The sequence below is a fragment of the Streptomyces sp. NPDC056224 genome (assembly GCF_042267665.1).
In the GTDB taxonomy this organism is placed as follows: domain Bacteria; phylum Actinomycetota; class Actinomycetes; order Streptomycetales; family Streptomycetaceae; genus Streptomyces.
Map to the genome: position 1 here is coordinate 139,655 of NZ_JBHJTK010000013.1, position 17,546 is coordinate 157,200.

General features: G+C 72.2%; 17 protein-coding genes. 11 read left to right on the forward strand and 6 right to left on the reverse strand.

The features are described from left to right. Nucleotides 1-41 precede the first annotated feature (41 nt). On the reverse strand, nucleotides 42-2,696 hold the full coding sequence (locus ACFCZ1_RS18330; protein WP_376679294.1) for an MXAN_6230/SCO0854 family RING domain-containing protein: 2,655 nt from the start codon (nucleotides 2,694-2,696) through the stop codon (nucleotides 42-44). A 144-nt stretch (nucleotides 2,697-2,840) separates the two neighbouring features. Next, nucleotides 2,841-3,464 (reverse strand): TetR/AcrR family transcriptional regulator, encoded by a 624-nt coding sequence (locus tag ACFCZ1_RS18335; protein WP_376679295.1) that lies wholly within the window; start codon nucleotides 3,462-3,464, stop codon nucleotides 2,841-2,843. Between the two features lie 123 nt (nucleotides 3,465-3,587). Between ACFCZ1_RS18335 and ACFCZ1_RS18340 the strand changes: the two genes are divergently transcribed. Genes ACFCZ1_RS18340 through ACFCZ1_RS18355 form a run of 4 tightly spaced genes read left to right on the forward strand, consistent with a single transcriptional unit; the run spans nucleotide 3,588 to nucleotide 7,850 of the window. Then, the gene (locus tag ACFCZ1_RS18340) at nucleotides 3,588-4,385 is read left to right on the forward strand and encodes an acetoacetate decarboxylase family protein (RefSeq protein ID WP_376679296.1); all 798 of its coding nucleotides are present in this window, start codon (nucleotides 3,588-3,590) and stop codon (nucleotides 4,383-4,385) included. Between the two features lies 1 nt (nucleotide 4,386). Then, nucleotides 4,387-5,271 carry an SDR family NAD(P)-dependent oxidoreductase gene (locus ACFCZ1_RS18345; protein WP_376679297.1) on the forward strand — a complete coding sequence of 295 codons (885 nt, stop codon included), beginning with the start codon at nucleotides 4,387-4,389 and terminating at the stop codon, nucleotides 5,269-5,271. A gap of 12 nt (nucleotides 5,272-5,283) precedes the next feature. Beyond that, nucleotides 5,284-6,585, forward strand: a complete 1,302-nt coding sequence (locus ACFCZ1_RS18350; RefSeq protein ID WP_376679298.1) for an amidohydrolase family protein — start codon at nucleotides 5,284-5,286, stop codon at nucleotides 6,583-6,585. After that, nucleotides 6,582-7,850: an amidohydrolase family protein gene (locus tag ACFCZ1_RS18355; RefSeq protein WP_376679299.1), complete on the forward strand. Its 1,269-nt coding sequence runs from the start codon at nucleotides 6,582-6,584 to the stop codon at nucleotides 7,848-7,850. The genes ACFCZ1_RS18350 and ACFCZ1_RS18355 overlap by 4 nt, the downstream gene beginning before the upstream one ends. Before the next feature lie 33 nt (nucleotides 7,851-7,883). Here ACFCZ1_RS18355 and ACFCZ1_RS18360 read toward each other — a convergent pair whose 3' ends face one another. Continuing rightward, nucleotides 7,884-8,042, reverse strand: coding sequence for a hypothetical protein (locus tag ACFCZ1_RS18360; RefSeq protein ID WP_376679300.1), 159 nt, complete (start codon nucleotides 8,040-8,042; stop codon nucleotides 7,884-7,886). A 213-nt stretch (nucleotides 8,043-8,255) separates the two neighbouring features. On the opposite strand from ACFCZ1_RS18360, the gene ACFCZ1_RS18365 reads away from it, so the two are divergent. From ACFCZ1_RS18365 to ACFCZ1_RS18375, 3 genes are all read left to right on the forward strand, one after another. After that, nucleotides 8,256-9,137: a sterol desaturase family protein gene (locus ACFCZ1_RS18365; protein WP_376679301.1), complete on the forward strand. Its 882-nt coding sequence runs from the start codon at nucleotides 8,256-8,258 to the stop codon at nucleotides 9,135-9,137. Next, complete coding sequence (locus tag ACFCZ1_RS18370; RefSeq protein ID WP_376679302.1) at nucleotides 9,134-9,805, forward strand: lysoplasmalogenase; 672 nt, start codon at nucleotides 9,134-9,136, stop codon at nucleotides 9,803-9,805. Before ACFCZ1_RS18365 ends, ACFCZ1_RS18370 begins: the two co-directional genes overlap by 4 nt. Before the next feature lie 74 nt (nucleotides 9,806-9,879). Beyond that, entirely contained in the window at nucleotides 9,880-10,923 is a 1,044-nt protein-coding gene (locus tag ACFCZ1_RS18375) for a zinc-dependent alcohol dehydrogenase family protein (RefSeq protein ID WP_376679303.1), read from the forward strand. A 90-nt stretch (nucleotides 10,924-11,013) separates the two neighbouring features. On the opposite strand, the gene ACFCZ1_RS18380 is transcribed toward ACFCZ1_RS18375, so the two are convergent. Then, complete coding sequence (locus ACFCZ1_RS18380) at nucleotides 11,014-12,555, reverse strand: S8 family serine peptidase (protein WP_376679304.1); 1,542 nt, start codon at nucleotides 12,553-12,555, stop codon at nucleotides 11,014-11,016. Between the two features lie 257 nt (nucleotides 12,556-12,812). Here ACFCZ1_RS18380 and ACFCZ1_RS18385 point away from each other — a divergent pair, with 257 nt between their 5' ends. From ACFCZ1_RS18385 to moaA, 3 genes are all read left to right on the forward strand, one after another. Further along, the gene (locus ACFCZ1_RS18385; RefSeq protein WP_376679305.1) at nucleotides 12,813-13,178 is read left to right on the forward strand and encodes a DUF485 domain-containing protein; all 366 of its coding nucleotides are present in this window, start codon (nucleotides 12,813-12,815) and stop codon (nucleotides 13,176-13,178) included. Continuing rightward, nucleotides 13,175-14,803 (forward strand): cation acetate symporter, encoded by a 1,629-nt coding sequence (locus tag ACFCZ1_RS18390; RefSeq protein WP_376679306.1) that lies wholly within the window; start codon nucleotides 13,175-13,177, stop codon nucleotides 14,801-14,803. Before ACFCZ1_RS18385 ends, ACFCZ1_RS18390 begins: the two co-directional genes overlap by 4 nt. 269 nt (nucleotides 14,804-15,072) lie before the next feature. Further along, nucleotides 15,073-16,062 (forward strand): GTP 3',8-cyclase MoaA, encoded by a 990-nt coding sequence (moaA, locus tag ACFCZ1_RS18395; protein ID WP_376679307.1) that lies wholly within the window; start codon nucleotides 15,073-15,075, stop codon nucleotides 16,060-16,062. 271 nt (nucleotides 16,063-16,333) lie between these two features. On the opposite strand, the gene ACFCZ1_RS18400 is transcribed toward moaA, so the two are convergent. Together ACFCZ1_RS18400 and ACFCZ1_RS18405 are read right to left on the reverse strand one after the other, a co-directional pair. After that, nucleotides 16,334-16,573 carry a hypothetical protein gene (locus tag ACFCZ1_RS18400; RefSeq protein WP_376679308.1) on the reverse strand — a complete coding sequence of 80 codons (240 nt, stop codon included), beginning with the start codon at nucleotides 16,571-16,573 and terminating at the stop codon, nucleotides 16,334-16,336. Nucleotides 16,574-16,706: 133 nt separating this feature from the next. Then, nucleotides 16,707-16,985, reverse strand: a complete 279-nt coding sequence (locus ACFCZ1_RS18405; protein ID WP_376679316.1) for a DUF3099 domain-containing protein — start codon at nucleotides 16,983-16,985, stop codon at nucleotides 16,707-16,709. A 240-nt stretch (nucleotides 16,986-17,225) separates the two neighbouring features. On the opposite strand from ACFCZ1_RS18405, the gene ACFCZ1_RS18410 reads away from it, so the two are divergent. After that, entirely contained in the window at nucleotides 17,226-17,504 is a 279-nt protein-coding gene (locus ACFCZ1_RS18410; protein WP_376679309.1) for a GlsB/YeaQ/YmgE family stress response membrane protein, read from the forward strand. Nucleotides 17,505-17,546 lie beyond the last annotated feature (42 nt).

A 17,546-nucleotide genomic window follows, 5' to 3' on the forward strand; every position in this document is an offset into this window, starting at 1 on the left:
GGATATCGGCCCCGACTGACAGCCGTGGCCGCGATGCCCGCTCAGCCCAACTCCGCCACAAGGCCCCCGGCCGTCACCGGGTCGAGGGAGGCGGGCACTTCGACGGATCCGGGGAAGAGCCGGTACACCGTCCCCGAAGCGCCCGCCGGCGCCACGCTCGCGTGCACCAGCGCCAGGAACACCCGCTTCCCCGCCGCCGCTTCGGCGGCGGCCGCGTCGGCGTCCGCCGCCTCGCGCCGCTCCTGCGGTGCCTCCAGGGCCGAGATCCGGGCGGCGAAGGCGGCCACCGGCTCGCCGTCCCCGGCCCGGTACAGCCACAGCTCGTCGGGCAGCGCCGGCTGCGCGGCCCGGCGCACGACGGCCACCTCGCGGGAGCGGGCCGCGGCCCGCCACACCGCCAGGTCCCACATGCTCGTACGGACGCCGGAGCCGAAGTGCTCCCACACATCGCGGGCCACGGCCGCCAGCCGCTCCCCGTGCGAGGCCACGCTCTGGAAGCCGCCCGACGGCGGCAGGTGGACGTCCGCCCACAGGGTCCGGCGGGCCGCCAGGTCCACGACCATCGGCATGCAGACCCGCGACGCGCCCGCCAGGTCGAAGCGCTGGCGGACGGTGCGCGGATCGTACGAGGAGTCGCGCGGGCCCCCGGCGGGCAGCGCCATGAAGCCCGCGAAGGCGTCCGGCAGCTCGTCGAAGGGCACGTTGTTGAAGCTGAAGACCAGCGGGACCGCGTACACGTCCCCGTTCCAGGCGAGAGCGGCCGGGTCCAGGTCCACGTACTCGGTGGCCCCGTCCGGCGCGGGCGCCGAGGTGAGGTCGCCCGAGTGGGTGGCGGCCCCGCGCGGCCCGTGCCGCAGGCTCGTGTAGTCGCACAGGCCGGTGAACTTCCAGTCGGCGTCGAAGAAGGCGACGGACAGGTCCAGGTCGGTCCGGTTGCCCGCAGGCTCCGTCCAGTGCAGGAACAGCCGCAGCACCTCACCCGCGGGCAGGTTCTGCGTACTGCCCCGGGGCACGGCCACCAGCGCCTTGGCGGCGGTGCGCTCGCCGAAGGGCACGGTCAGGTCCGCGAGCCCGGAGTCGAGGACGGACAGGTCGTACGGCTCTTCCCCGGCGGCGGCGAACCGCCGCAGCACCTCCTCCTCCAGCCGGGACACCACCGCCAGGGCGAGCGGCGCGGGCAGCGGCAGCCGCCGATCGGTCACGGACTGCGCGCGGGCCACCTGGCCGCGCGGGAAGAACACCCGCCGGCCGCCGGTGCGGTCCTCGGCGCGTACCCGCAGCGCTCCCAGCGCGGACAGCAGCGGGCCGGCGCCGACGGAGGGCAGCCCGCGCGCGAGTGCCTCCTCCAGCTCGGGGGCGAGTTCCCCGCCGGCATGCAGGCGCAGCAGGTGGTCGAGACGGCGGACGAGTTCTCCCGGCCGCTGCCCGGCCAGCGCGGCGGCCGTCCCCGCGTCACCCTGGGCGAGGGCCTCCTCGACCCGGCCGGCCCAGGTGGCGGGCCGGATCCGGTCCCCGTCGACGCGGACGGCGTGCGGGTGCGCGGCGGCGGTCTCCAGCAGCGCCGCGCCGAGCGGTGTGGCGGCGGACACGGTGGTGCCCCGCAGTACGGCGAAGGCCAGTGCCGCCCGCGGGTGCCGGGCGTGCTGCTCGAAGGGGTGCAGGCGCTCGGCGGCCCGCTTCCAGGCCGTGGGATGCCGCAGCAGGTCCTCGACCAGGTACTCCGGGTTCAACGCGTCGAGCACGGAGAGGAGTTCCCGGCGCAGCGGCCGGCCGGGGTTCGCGAACCGGGGCAGCGGCAGCAGGCCCGCTTCTCCGCCGGAGAGCACCGAGAGCAGCCGCAGCACGTCAGTGGCGGTGGTGAGCCGTTCGGCGAGCAGCGGACGCGCCGCGTCCCCGGTCCGCGGATCGCCCAGCAGCCGGCCGAGGACCAGTGCCTTGGTCTCCCGTACGGGGATCTCCCGGGGGAGCCAGCCGAGGTCCGCCGGGGCGGTGGGGAGCAGGCACGCCAGGTCGTCGCGGTCCTCGGGGGACAGCGGGGTCTGCCGGGCGAGCAGCGAGGCGACCACCCGGGCGCAGTCCTGCGGCAGACCGGTGCCGAGCCGGAGCAGCCGCAGCGGGCCCGACGGCAGCCCCTTGCCCTTGCGGGCCGCCCGGGTGGCCCGGACGGCCCGGCCCGTGCGGTCGGCCGGCTCGTCGCGGTCCGGGCGCAGGAAGGGGTCGGCGGGGTCGACGCGCCGGTGGCAGACCGGGCAGCCGGTGTAGTCGCCGCCGTCCCAGCAGGTGCGGCACACCAGGTGGGCGCAGGGGGCGACGGGATGGACCGCGCCGGCCTTGCCGCACAGCACGCACGGCTGCTCGGGTTCCTGGAGCAGCAGGGCGAAGACCCGGCCGACGTACCAGCGCTCGGTGTCGTGCGGGATGGAGAAGGGGAAGCGGCGGAAGAGCGGCTTGTGTACCCGGTCGGCGCCCATCAGCTCGTCCACCAGCGCGAGCAGCCGCAGCCGCTCCTCGGCGAGGTCGGTCGGCGCGAGCACCGACAGGGCCGCGTGCAGCTCCGCGCTCAGCGCGTGGCCGCGTTCGAGGAGCTCGCCCTCCAGGGGCCGCACCCCTTCGCTTCCGGGCGACGCGGCGGCCGGCGGCCGGTCGACGTAGACGCTCCCGAGCCGGCGCAGCAGGACGGACTCGATGACAGACACTGGTGAATTCCCCTCCGGACACGACGAAGCGGGGGCGGAGAGTGGGCGCGCGGTGTCTTTTCAGGAAGGTTGAGAAGGATGCACGCCGGGGAGCCGCCCCCGCACGGCCGATCCCATCACGGGCCCGCGCGCGGGGCAAACCGATTAGCTCCGCGGTTTCAGCAGTGCGGCCGTCAGGGCCCGCACGGACAGCAGGAACAGCCGCTCCGGATCCGCCGGCCGGCCCAGGCAGCGGGCGAGGGCCGGGTCGTTCGGGGCGGCGGCCGGGTCCCAGAGTTCGCTCTCGGCGGGGGACTGGGCGGGGGAGCGCTCGCGGTTGCGCTCGACGAGCAGGAAGCCGACGATCTGGAACTGGATCGCGCGCACCGCGTCGGCCGCCCGGGCGCCGCGCAGCCCCGCGGCGTGCACCTCGTGCACGAGGGCCTGCTGCGCGGGCAGGAACATCCGCTCGGTGAGCCCGCGTTCGTGGACCATCGCGATCAGGTGCGGGCGCTCGCGCAGCTCGCGGCGCAGGGTCCGCGCCACCGAGAGGATCCGGTCGCCGGGGGTGCGGCCGACGGGCCTGATCGCGCCCATCTCCTCCACGGTCCGCGCCACGAGGGCGTCGAGCAACTGCTCGCGGTTGCCGACGTGCCAGTAGATGGAGGTCACCGCGGTGCCCAGTTCGGCGGCGAGCTTGCGCATGGTCAGGGCGGCCGGACCGTGCTGCTTGACCAGGGCCGCGGCGGCGTCGAGGACCTCCGGGCGGGTCAGCGTGCTTCTGGCCATGGATCCGGCCACCAATCTGTCGGTGCGTCAGTTCTGTCCGCGCAGGGGTCTTTACCCTTCATCGGTGGCGGTGTAACTGTGTTACAGAACCGACTCCGCTCAAGACGAGGGATGGTGCGATACATGGCACGCGTACGGTACGGAGCGCGGACCCAGGCCGAGATCGCGGCGTCGCGCGAGAAGAGTTCCCGGCTCCCCGACATCTGGTCCACCGGTGTGGTGGCCGTCTGGGAGACCGATCCGGACGTGGTGGCGGCGGTCCTGCCGCCGCCGCTCAAGCCGGCCGAACAGCCCCTCGTCCGGGCCGGCATCAGCAGGGTCGACCTGCCCGGCTACCCGCTCGGGGCCGGCTCGGTGGCGGTCGCCGCGCGGCACGGCGGGGTCGACGGCTGGTACCCGCTGGTCATGCCGATGAGCCTCGAACGTGCCCTGACCGGCGGCCGCGAGGTGTTCGGCGAGCCGAAGAAGCTGGGCGAGATCACCGTCGAGCGCGAGGGCCTCGTCGTACGGGCCGCCCTCGCCCGGCACGGGATCGCCTTCGTGGAGGTGCGCGGGGCGGTGGACCGCGAACTCCCGCTGCCGCAGCCCACCCGGAAGACCGACTTCTACTTCAAGTTCCTGCCGGCGGTGGACGGGTCGGGCTTCGACGCCGACCCGGTCCTCGTCCACTGCACGCGCAACGAGAAGGTCCGCAAGCTGGAGCACATCACCGGCGACGTGGTGCTCCGCGAGTCGATGTTCGACCCGGTGGCCGACCTCCCCGTACGCCGGCTCGTGGAGATCACCATCGGCGAGAAGACCACCGACCAGACGGGCAGGGTCGTGGAGCGGGTCAGCGCCCAGGCCCTGCTCCCGTACATCCACCAGCGCTACGACGACCCGATGCAGATCCTGGACGGGCCGCCCGAGGGGAGCGTCTGAGATGCGGCTGGAACCGGGACAGGTGGCCGTCGTCACCGGCGCCGCCAGCGGCATCGGCCTCGCGATGGCCCGCCGCTTCGCCGCCGAGGGGCTGAAGGTCGTCCTCGCCGACGTGGAGGAGGGCGCCCTGCGCAAGGCCGCCGGGGAGCTCACCGGCGACGGCGCCGACGTCCTCGCCCGGACCGTGGACGTCGGCGACCGCGACTCGGTGCTCGCGCTGGCCGACGCCGCGTACGAGACCTTCGGCGCCGTGCACGTGCTGTGCAACAACGCGGGCGTGGGCTCCGGCGCCGAGGGCCGGATGTGGGAGCACGAGCCCAACGACTGGAAATGGGCGTTCTCCGTGAACGTGTGGGGCGTCTTCCACGGCATCCAGGCCTTCGTCCCCCGCATGATCGCGGGAGGCGCCCCGGGCCACGTCGTCAACACCTCCTCGGGCGACGGCGGCATCGCCCCGCTGCCCACCGCCTCCGTGTACGCCGTCACCAAAGCGGCCGTGGTGACGATGACCGAGTCCCTCTACGCCCACCTCAGGGCGGAGGGCGCCTCCGTCGGCGCCTCCGTCCTCTTCCCCGGTCCGCACATGCTGCGCACCGGGCTGTGGGAGTCGCACCGCAACCGGCCCGAGCGGTATGCGAAGGAGCGGCCGCGCACCTCCCCCTACCGCAGCCTCGAGCAGTACGAGGCGGCCATGAGGCAGGCCGGCCACGAGGTGGACTTCACCCCCGTCGAGGAGGTCGCCGAGCACGTCGTCGACGGCATCCGCGCCGACCGCTTCTGGATGCTTCCGGCCAGCGAGCACAGCGACCGGCAGATCCGCGCCCGGTCGCAGTCGATGCTCGACCGGGCCAACCCCGCCTACCTGGAAAGCTTCATCCTCGACTGAGGGGCGTCTGCAGTGAGCGACACGCACGAAGACCCGCACGAAGACCCGTACCTCATCATCTCCTCCGACTGCCACGCGGGCCTGCCGACCGAGCAGTACCGCCCCTACCTCGACAGCGCGTTCCACCGCCAGTTCGACGAGTTCCTCGGGGAGCGCGACGCCCGCCGCGCGGAGGCCACCCGACTGGGCGTCCGCAACGAGGCCTTCGCCCAGAAGTGGTTCCACGACCACGAGGAAGGCCTCAGGGGCGGCTGGGACACGGCGCAGCGGCTGAAGGAGCTCGACGGCGACGGAGTGGCCGCCGAGGTCGTCTTCCCCGACGCGGACGCCGTCGACAGCCAGACCGCGGCCCCCTTCGGAGTGGGCCTCGGCCTCTCCGGCGACCAGGACCCCGAACTCGGCATGGCGGGCGCGCAGGCGCACAACCGGTGGCTCGCGGAGTTCGTCTCCGAGAACCCCGAGCGCCACTGCGGGGTCGCCCTGCTCCCCATCACCGGTGAGCCGTCGAAGGTGGTCGCCGAGATCCACCGGGCCAAGGAGTCCGGGCTGGGCGCGCTGATGATCCCCGCGATGTGGGTGGACAAGGCGCCCTACCACGACCGCCGCTACGACCCCGTCTGGGCGGCGGCGGCCGAGACCGCGATGCCGATCGTCACCCACTCCGGCTCCTCGCCGCGCCACGAGTACGGCGACCACCTCGGCATCTTCGTCTCCGAGGTCACATGGTGGCCGGCCCGCCCGCTGTGGTTCCTGCTTTGGTCCGGGGTCTTCGAGCGGCACCCGGGCCTCAGGTTCGGCGTGGCCGAATCGGGCTGCTGGTGGCTCCCGAACCAGCTGTGGTTCATGGACCGGCTCTACCTCGGCGCGCACGGCGGCAAGAAGCTGTCCCCGTTCGAGGAGCTGAAGCGGCCGCCGAGCGAGTACCTCGACCGGCAGGTCTTCATCTGCGCGACGAACACCAAGCGCCGGGAACTGGCCCAGCGCTACGAGATCGGCGTCGACAACATCCTGTGGGGCTCGGACTTCCCGCACCCCGAGGGCACCTGGCCGGCCACCCGCACCTGGCTGAAGAAGACCTTCCATGACATTCCGGTCACCGAGACCCGCCGGATGCTGGGCCTGGCCGCGGCCGAGGTCTTCGGCTTCGACACCGGGAAGCTGGCCCCGATCGCCCGCCGGATCGGCCCCACCCCGGCCGAGCTGGGCCAGTCCCCGGACCAGGCGGCGGTCGAGGCCTCCTGGGCCCGGTCCCGCGAGGTGGGCCGGCACTGGCTGACGGACCACGACTTCCCGGTACTGGGGGCCTCGTCATGACGGATGCCCGGACGGATGCCCGGACTGAGGACGGGACGGATGCCCGGACCGAGGACCGGTACACGGTCATCTCGGCGGACTGCCACGCGGGCGCCGACCTGCTGGACTACAGGCCGTACCTGGAGAAGCGGTACCACGAGGAGTTCGACGCCTGGGCCGCCTCGTACGTGAACCCGTACGAGGACCTCCTCGCGGACACGGCGGACCGGAACTGGAACTCCCGGCGCCGGCTGTCCGAACTGGAGGCGGACGGCATCGTCGCGGAAGTCCTCTTCCCGAACACGATCCCGCCCTTCTTCCCGTCCGCCTCCCTGATGGCCCCGGCGCCGACGGCTGCGGAGTTCCAGCTCCGCTGGGCGGGGCTGCGGGCGCACAACCGCTGGCTGGCCGACTTCTGCGCGGACGCACCGGGCCGCCGGGCGGGCGTGGCCCAGATCCTCCTCAACGACGTCGACGAGGCGGTGCGGGAGATCCGCCGCACGAAGGAGGCGGGCCTCACCGGTGGCATCCTCCTGCCGGGCGCGCCGCCGGGCTCCGGGATCCCCGAGCTGTACTCCGCCGCCTACGACCCCATCTGGTCGGTGTGCGACGAGCTGGACGTCCCGGTCAACCACCACGGCGGCTCGGCGTCGCCGCCGCTCGGCGACGAACCGGCCGCCCGCGCGGTCTTCATGGTGGAGACGACCTGGTTCTCGCACCGCGCCCTGTGGCACCTCATCTTCGGCGGCGCCTTCCGCCGCCACCCGGGCCTCAGACTGGTCCTGACGGAGCAGGGCTCCGGCTGGATCCCGGGCGTGATGGAGATGCTGGACTACTACCACGGCCGCCTGGTCGCGGCCTCGGCCACGGCCGAGTCGAAGTTCGGGGCGGGCCTCGCGCAGTCCATGGGAAAGGGCCCGAGCGAGGTCTGGCGGGACAACTGCTTCGTGGGAGCGAGCTTCATGCGTCCCCACGAGGTCCCGCTGCGGGAGCGGATCGGCCTGGACAAGATCATGTGGGGCAGCGACTACCCCCACGACGAGGGCACGACCCCCTTCTCCCGCGAAGGCCTCCGCATCGCCTACGCGGGCCTCCCGAGGGACGAGGTCGCCGCGATGGCCGGCGGCAACGCGGCCCGCGTCTACGGCTTCGACCTCCCGCTCCTGGACGCGGTGGCCTCCAAGTACGGCCCCCTGGTCTCGGAGATCGCACAGCCCCTGACGTCGGTCCCGCCCGACGCCACGAGCCCGGCCTTCGCCCGCGGCGGTTCGGTCCGCGTCTGGTGACCCACGGAGGCCGCCCGCCGGAGCGGCCCCGGCTCAGCCGAACCTGAGCCGCCCCGGCGGGCACGCCTCTGTGCCCAGCGCCCGGGTGCCGCCCGAGAAGCCGAGCCGCAGCCGCTCCACGTCCGCCAGGGGGCTGATCCCGGCCTCGCCCGGCTCCGCCGGGGCCGCGCCGGGTCGCGCCGGGTCGGCCACCGGCCCCGCCCCCCGGGGGGCCGGGCCCGGGAGGGACGTGGCCGGCGCGCCCGCCGCCGTGCCCGCCACCCGTAGGACGACCGCCCCGAAACCCGTCGTCCCCCTGCCCTCCCCCTGCTGCGGGCTCGTCTCGCGAACTCGCGGTAACCCAGATGGATACCGATCGGTAACAACCTCTAGCGGCACCCCCGAAGCCGCCTCTATGGTGCGGACATGCCGAACCTGCCCGATGTCGTGCTGTGGTCCATACCGGCCTTCGTGCTGCTCACCGTCCTGGAGGTGGTGAGCTATCGGATCCATCCCGACGAGGACGCCGCCGGGTACGAGACCAAGGACGCCGTCACCAGCCTCGGCATGGGAATCGGCAGCCTCGCATTCGACTTCCTCTGGAAGATCCCCGTCGTCGCGATCTACACCGCCGTCTACGAGCTGACGCCCCTGCGCGTGCCCGTCCTGTGGTGGACCGTCCCGCTGATGCTGCTCGCGCAGGACTTCCTCTACTACTGGCAGCACCGCGGCCACCACGTCATCCGCATCCTGTGGGCCTGCCACGTCGTCCACCACAGCAGCCGCAAGTTCAACCTCACCACCGCCCTGCGCCAGCCGTGGACCAGCGCGACCTCCTGGCCGTTCTACCTGCCGATGATCGCCCTCGGCGTGCACCCCGCCGCGGTCGCCTTCTGCTACTCGGTCAACCTCGTCTACCAGTTCTGGATCCACACCGAGCGGATCGACAAGCTGCCGCGGCCCGTCGAGTACGTCTTCAACACCCCCTCCCACCACCGCGTCCACCACGCCTCCCAAGGCGGCTACCTGGACCGCAACTTCGCGGGGATCCTGATCATCTGGGACCGGATGTTCGGTTCCTGGGTGGGGGAGACCGACAAGCCCGTCTTCGGTCTGACGAAGAACATCAACACCTACAACCCGCTGCGCGTGGCCACCCACGAGTACGTCTCGATCGCCCGCGACGTCCGGGCCGCCACGAGCTGGCGCGAGCGCGCCGGACGGATCTTCGGCGGCCCCGGCTGGCAGCCCGCCCCGGTCCCGGCCCAGGCGTCCCGGCCGGCCGCCGCGCAGGAGCACGCCGCATGAGCGCCACCGAGTCCCGTACGCCGTCCTGGGCGGCCCGCACCGCACCCGCCGGCGGCGGCTTTGCCGGCCGGGTGCTGCTCGGCGCCTTCGCCGCGGCCACCGCCGCCGACCTCGGCTCGCTGCTCGCCGACTGGCACCTCGGGCACGTCCTCGCCAAGCCGCTGCTGATGCCGCTGCTGGTGGCGTACGTGATCACCCGCGGCGCCCCGCGCCTGCTGGTCGCCGCCCTGCTCTTCGGCTGGGGCGGGGACCTCGCCCTGCTCTTCGACGCCGAGCCGGCCTTCCTGATCGGCATGGGATCCTTCGCCGCCGGGCACGTCTGCTACCTCGTGCTCTTCGGCCGGCGGGGCACCAACGCCCTGCTCGGGGGCGCGTACGCGCTCGCGCTCCTCGGGACCGTCGCACTGCTCTGGGCCGACCTCCCGGCCGACCTGCGCATCCCCGTCGCCGGGTACAGCCTGCTCCTCACCGCCATGGCCTACCGCTCCAGCGCCCTCGGCCTGCGGGCCGGGGCGGGCGGGGCGCTGTTCCTGGTCTCGGACACGCTCATCGCCACCGGCGTCGCCGCATGGCCCCAGCTGCCCCGCCCGGACTTCTGGATCATGGCCACCTACGCGGCCGCCCAGTACCTGCTGGCCACGGGCAGCCCGGCCCGGGAACAGGCGTAGGGTAGGCCGGCCCCACAAGGGCAGCACAGTCAAGACCGACCGACCCGGCCGGCCGACCCGAGGGAAGCACCACCATGCGCGCCACCGTCATCCACGCCCCGCACGACATACGCGTGGAGGAGGTGAGCGACGCCGCGATACGGCGCCCCGAGGACGCCGTCGTCCGCGTCCTGCGTGCCTGCATCTGCGGCAGCGACCTGTGGGCCTACCGCGGCGAGGCCGAGCGCCAGCCCGGCCAGCGCATCGGCCACGAGTTCCTCGGCGTCGTCGAGGAGACCGGCTCCGCCGTCTCGGGCCTGCGCGCCGGGGACCTCGTCGTCGCCCCCTTCATGTGGTCCGACGGCACCTGCGACTACTGCTCCGAGGGCCTGTACACCTCCTGCGTGCACGGCGGCTTCTGGGGTTCGGTCGGCCACGACGGCGGCCAGGGCGAGGCCGTCCGCGTGCCGCACGCCGACGGCACCCTCGTGAAGCTGCCCGCCGCGGCGGTCTCCGACGACCACCTGCTGACCGGGCTGCTCGCGCTCTCCGACGTCATGGGCACCGGCCACCACGCGGCGCTGGGCGCGGGCGTGCGCAAGGGCTCGACCGTCGCCGTCGTCGGTGACGGCGCGGTCGGCCTGTGCGGCGTCCTCGCCGCCAAGCGCCTGGGCGCCGAGCGGATCATCGCACTGGGCCGCCACAGCGTCCGTACGGACATCGCCAGGCTCTTCGGGGCCACCGACGTCGTCGCCGAGCGCGGGGAGGCCGCCGAGGCCGCCGTCCGTGAGCTCACCGGCGGTCAGGGCGCCCACGCGGTCATCGAGGCGGTCGGCACCGAGCAGTCCATGCGCACGGCGGTGAACATCACCCGCGACGGCGGCGCCATAGGCTACGTCGGCGTCCCGCACGGCAGCGGCACCGGTCTCGACCTCGGTGTCATGTTCGACCGCAACATCACCCTGCGCGGCGGAGTGGCCCCGGTCCGCGCGTACATCCCGGAGCTGCTGGAGGACGTCCTCAGCGGCGCCATCGACCCGGCGCCCGTCTTCGACCGGGCCGTGTCCCTCGACGGGGTCCCGGACGGCTACCGCGCGATGGACGACCGCAGCGCGCTCAAGGTGCTGATCAAGCCCTGACGACGGGGCACCGGACAGCGGTGAGGGCCGGGCGGGGGACGACCCCCGCCCGGCCCACTCGCGTACTGCGTCTGCCAGATCCTGCCGGTGTTACTTCACGGCCTTCAGCGCGTCGACCACGCCGTAGCCGTAGTAGCCGGTCTGGCCCCACTTGCTCGCGCAAGTGGTGGCGTTTATCAGAACGCCGGTCGCGTCGTAGACCTGGGCCGGGCAGGCCGTCTTGGTGGCCTGGCCCTTGAGCATCGCCTGGAGCTGCGACGGCGTGGCCGACGGGTGCGCGCTCTTGAGCAGGGCCGCGACGCCCGCGACGTGCGGGGTGGCCATCGAGGTGCCCTGCTTGTAGCCGTAGCCGCCCGGGATGGTGGACAGCACGCGGCCGTTGGCGTCGGGGGTGGCCGGGACCTGCCACTTGTCGCCGCCGGGGGCCGCCACGTCCGCCACGCCCAGGCCGAAGCTGGAGTAGTACGACTTGAAGCCCTTGTCGCCGGTCGCGGTCACGGTGACCACACCCGGCAGCTGGGTCGGCACGTCCAGGCAGACGCGCGGGTCGATCGTGCGCGGCGTCGGGGTCGTGTCGTTCGGGCTGGTGTCGTCGACGATCGAGTCGGCCGCCAGGTCGAAGTTCTCGTTGCCGGCCGCGGCGACGTTCAGCACGCCCTTGCGCTGGGCGTAGTTGCTCGCCCGGGTGAGGGCCTCCACCAGCGCCTTCTGGTCGTCGTCCGTCTTGCAGTTGAAGTACCAGGGGTCGACGTAGTAGCTGTTGTTGGTCACCTCGATCCCCTTCTCGGCGGCGAACATGAAGCCGCAGACGACCGCCTCGGTGTAGAACAGGCTGGTCCCGGGCTCGCTCACCTTGATCGCGGCGAGCTTCACACCGGGCGCGACACCGCTGACGCCCACGCCGTTGCGCGGGGCCCCGATGGTGCCGGCCACGTGCGTGCCGTGGTCGCTGCCGTCCACGTACGGACGCCAGGCGCCCTCGGAGGTGTCCGGGACGCCGCCGACGCAGTTGGCCGACTGCTCCTTGGAGAAGTTCGCGGCGAGATCCGGGTGGGTGTCGTCGACACCCGTGTCGATGATGCCAACCGTGACGTCCGGGCTGCCATCGTTGATCTTGTGAGCCTGGTCGGCCTTGATCGCCCGCAGGTCCCACTGGTTGGACTCCAGCGGCTCCTGGCCCGGCGCCGTGTCCGCCGCCGCCTTGGCGGCGTCCGCCGCGCTGAGCTTCTGCGTGGTGCCCTCCTCGGTGGTCTGCACCGTCTGCAGGGGGGCCGTCCGGGTGGCGCCCACGGACACGAACAGTCCGCGCTGGGCCCGCAGCTGCTTGGCGAACTCCGGGTTCTGGGAGTGCGCGACGATGACGCCGATCTGCTCGTGCGCCGTCACCACCGTTCCACCGGCGCGCTCGATGGCCTTCTTCGCCGCCGTCACCGTGGCGTACGCGTTCAGATTCGCCACGTACGACAGCTTGGGGCCGGTGGTCTCGGCCTTGGAGGCCGTGGCCGCGTCCGCCGTGTTGCCCAGCGGAGCGGCGGAGGCCGCGACCGAGGGCAGGAAGGCGAGCGAGGCGGTGAGCGCCAGGCCGACCGGTACGGCGAGAGCGCGCCGGCGGCCGGATCCCAGATGAGCCATGGGTTCTCCACATCATCTTTGAAAAAACCGTCCGGGCGTGGTCACGGCGGACGGGTTCATGACATGTGGAACCTAGTGCCGGTGTTCCCTTCTCCGCCATCAGTTCGAGAAATCAGTCACTAAAGAAACAGCGGGTGTTGAACCGTCCCGACGCGCCGGCCGTGCCGTTGACAGGGGGGCTCGGCACCACCGTCCCCCACACGGAGGTTGTTTTGTCCGTCGTTCCCACCGTGCCCGCACCGCAAGGAGAGCCGCCCGTGACCACCGAAGCAGCGCCGCCGCCGGGCAGCGCGGGAACGCCCCCGGCGGCCCCCACGGCCGAAGATTTCGGACACGTCCAGCAGAGCGCCGAGTTCGCCGAACTGCGCAGTTCCTACCGCTCCTTCGCCTTCCCGCTGACCGTGGCCTTCATCGCCTGGTACCTGCTCTACGTACTGCTGTCCAGCTACGCGGGCGGCCTGATGGGGACCAAGCTCTTCGGCAACATCAACGTCGCTCTCGTGCTCGGCCTCGCCCAGTTCGCCACGACCTTCCTGATCGCCTGGCTGTACTCGCGGCACGCCGCCACCAGGCTCGACCCCAAGGCGGCCGCCATCAAGGCGAGGATGGAGGCCGGCGAATGAGCGGCTCGCTCCACCTGACGACGGTCGCGGCGGGTGCCACCGAGCACCGCCCGCTGATCATCACCCTCTTCGGCCTGTTCGTCGTCGCCACCCTGATCATCACGATCTGGGCCGGCCGCCAGACCAAGGGCGCCGCCGACTTCTACGCGGGCGGCCGACAGTTCACCGGCTTCCAGAACGGCCTGGCCATCTCCGGCGACTACATGTCCGCCGCGTCCTTCCTCGGCATCGCCGGCGCCATCGCCCTGTTCGGCTACGACGGCTTCCTCTACTCCATCGGCTTCCTCGTCGCCTGGCTGGTCGCCCTGCTGCTCGTCGCCGAGCCGCTGCGCAACTCCGGCCGCTACACGATGGGCGACGTCCTCGCGTACCGGATGCGCCAGCGGCCCGTCCGCACCGCCGCCGGCACCTCCACCATCGTGGTCTCGATCTTCTACCTGCTCGCCCAGATGGCCGGGGCCGGTGTGCTCGTCTCGCTGCTCCTGGGCATCACCAGCGACGGCGGCAAGGTCGCCGTCGTCGCCCTGGTCGGCGTCCTGATGATCGTCTACGTGACCATCGGCGGGATGAAGGGCACCACCTGGGTCCAGATGATCAAGGCCGTCCTGCTGATCGCGGGCGCCCTGCTGATCACTTTCCTGGTGCTGCTGAAGTTCGACTTCAACATCTCCGACCTGCTGGGCAGGGCCGCCGAGAACAGCGGACAGGGCGTCAAGTTCCTGGAACCCGGACTGAAGTACGGCAAGGACTCGCTGACCAAGCTGGACTTCATCTCGCTCGGCCTCGCCCTGGTCCTGGGCACCGCCGGCCTGCCGCACATCCTGATCCGCTTCTACACGGTCCCCACCGCCAAGGCCGCCCGCAAGTCCGTGAACTGGGCCATCGGCATCATCGGCGGGTTCTACCTGATGACGATCGCCCTCGGCTTCGGCGCCGCCGCCCTGCTCAACCGGGACGAGATCATCAAGTCCAACAAGGCGGGCAACACCGCGGCCCCGCTGCTCGCCCAGGAGATCGGCGGCGGCGCCGGGTCCACGGGCGGCGCCATCCTGCTCGCCGTGATCTCCGCGGTCGCCTTCGCCACCATCCTCGCGGTGGTCGCGGGCCTCACCCTCGCCTCCTCCTCGTCCTTCGCGCACGACCTCTACGTCAACGTCATCCGCAAGGGCAGGGCCACCGAGCAGGAGGAGGTGCGTGCCGCCCGCTGGTCGACCGTGGTCATCGGAGCCGTCGCCATCGGGCTGGGCGCCCTGGCCCGCGACCTGAACGTCGCCGGCCTGGTCGCCCTCGCCTTCGCGGTCGCCGCCTCCGCCAACCTGCCGACGATCCTCTACAGCCTCTTCTGGAAGCGCTTCACCACCCAGGGAGCGCTGTGGTCCATCTACGGCGGCCTGATCGCCGCGGTGGGCCTGGTGCTGTTCTCCCCGGTGGTGTCCGGGAAGCCCACCTCGATGTTCAAGGACGCCGACTTCTACTGGTTCCCGCTGGAGAACCCGGGCCTCATCTCCATCCCGCTCGGCTTCCTGCTGGGCTGGCTCGGAACCGTCCTGTCCAAGGAGGAGGCGGACCCCCAGAAGTTCGCCGAGCTGGAGGTCCGCTCCCTCACGGGAACCGGGGCCCACTGACCGGGCTCACTGACCGGGCTCACTGACCGGGCTCACTGACCGGGCTCATGGCCCGGGCTCACGGCCCGGGCTCACGGACCGGCTCCCGACCGGGGCCCTCCGGGCGGGCTCTGTGAGTTCGCCCGAACACCGTGCGTGGCCACGTCGTATTTCCCTACGACGTGGCTGCGTTGCGTCTCGTTCGTTCGGGGACCCCTCCACGACACACGCGTCGCGTAGGCTCGGGTTCATCGAACCTCTACGGATCCGGACGGGGGAGGGGGCCCACAGTGCTTCTCGACACGTATGGCCGCGTGGCAACTGACCTGCGCGTCTCACTCACCGACCGGTGCAATCTGCGCTGCACCTACTGCATGCCCGAGGAGGGTCTGCAGTGGCTCGGCAAGTCCGACCTGCTGAGCGACGAGGAGATCGTGCGGCTGATCCGCATCGCGGTCACCCTGCTCGGGATCACCGAGGTCCGCTTCACCGGCGGCGAGCCGCTGCTCCGCCCCGGCCTGGTCGGGATCGTCGAGCAGTGCGCGGCCCTGGAGCCCCGCCCCAAGATGTCCCTGACCACCAACGGCATCGGCCTCAAGCGCACCGCGCCGGCCCTGAAGGCCGCCGGCCTGGACAGGGTGAACGTTTCCCTGGACACCCTGCGGCCCGAGGTCTTCAAGACCCTCACCCGCCGCGACCGGCACAAGGACGTCATAGACGGCATGGCCGCGGCCCGCGAGGCCGGCCTCACCCCCGTCAAGGTCAACGCGGTCCTCATGCCGGGGCTCAACGACGACGAGGCCCCCGACCTGCTCGCCTGGGCCGTGGAGAACGAGTACGAGCTCCGCTTCATCGAGCAGATGCCGCTCGACGCCCAGCACGGCTGGAAGCGCGACGGCATGATCACCGCCGGTGACATCCTGCAGTCCCTGCGCACCCGCTTCACGCTCACCGAGGAGGGCGCCGACGAGCGCGGCTCCGCCCCGGCCGAGCGCTGGGTGGTCGACGGCGGCCCGGCCACCGTCGGTGTCATCGCCTCGGTCACCCGCCCGTTCTGCGGCGCCTGCGACCGTACGCGGCTCACGGCCGACGGCCAGGTGCGTACGTGCCTGTTCGCCACCGAGGAGTCGGACCTGCGCGCCGCCCTGCGCTCGGGCGCCCCGGACGAGGAGATCGCCCGGCTGTGGAAGGTGGCGATGTGGGGCAAGAAGGCCGGGTCCGGTCTGGACGACCCGTCCTTCCTGCAGCCCGACCGACCGATGTCGGCGATCGGCGGCTAGGCCGTCTCTTTTGGATCTTGCCTGACCCGCGCCGCCTGGCACCGCACCTCGCCGCGTTGTCGGAGCACCCAAGTACGTCCAGTACAAGGCCGCCCCTCCGCCTTGCGATGCACGGCACCAGACGACGCGGGCTTAACCGGCAAGATCCAAAAGAGACGACCCAGGTCCGGGCGTCGCGGTCCGGGCGTCGCGGGCCGGGCGCCTGTGTGACGACGCCCACCCGGCAGCCGCCGCTCCTGCGGACGGGCGCTCAGCCCTCTGCCGCCTCCCCTCAGCGCTCGCGCCCCGAGCCCTCCGGCTGCACCCACGCGTCGAGCCTCACGACGTCCTTGAGGAAACCGCGGACCCCCAGGAACTGGGAGAGGTGTTCGCGGTGTTCCTCGCACGCCAGCCAGGTCTTGCGCCGCTCCGGCGCGTGCAGCTTCGGGTTGTTCCACGCCAGCACCCAGACGGCCGCGTCACGGCAGCCCTTGGCGGAGCATGTGGGGGTCTCGGTATCAGGGGAGGTCACGCCTCAACCCTACGGAAAGGCGACGCCGGGCAGCCACGGGGGGAGCTGCCCGGCGTCGGTCCGTCGCTCCGACGGGGGATGCGGAGCGCGTAGGCAGTATGTCACGCAGGACCCGGTACGGGGCACTGGAACTTCATGATTGATCTGAGCTTTTCTTGAGGTTTCCCGCCTCCAGCACAGGCCTCACGGGCGCCGGGACGAAGTGTGAGGGCAGCGAGGGGGTCGACTCGCGCCCCGCATTGGCGATGACCACGGCGACGTACGGCAGCAGGGCGCCCGCGATCAGCGTCACGATCGCCACCGGCCGCTGCACGTTCCACAAGAGCACGGTCGCGATGACCGACAGGGTCCTGACGGTCATCGAGATCACATAGCGCCGCTGGCGGCCCCGCACATCCTCGGCGAGCCCCATCCGCGCGCCGGTGATCCGGAAGACCTCGGCCCCGTTCCTCTTCTGTCGCTTCGCCCGCTCCACAGTCCACCACCCGATCACCCGCCGGACACACCCCGGCCCGGACCCTCCCACCGTACGCGGCCGCCCGGAGCGCGAGGAGAGCGGGTATCGCCCGAATGCGGTGTCCGAAATGCGCGTTACGCCGCTCGGGTCGAGACTGGCCGCACGTGCGCACAACGCGCCAGGAGGAGGCTCGACATGTCTTGGTTGTGGGCGATCATCGTCGGTTTCGTGCTGGGCCTGATTGCCCGGGCCATCCTGCCGGGCAAGCAGCACCAGCCCCTCTGGCTGACCACCGTCTTCGGCATCATCGGCGGCGTTCTCGGCAATGCCATCGCCACCTGGATCGGCGTCGAGGACACCCGCGGCATCGACTGGATCCGGCACCTGCTGCAGCTTGCCGGAGCGGTCGTGATCGTCGGTCTCGGCGAAATGGCCTACGGGGCGGTCCGGGGCAAGAAGCGACAGACGACCTAGACGGGCCCCGCGTGACGGAGGGGCCGGCCCGGACCATCGGTC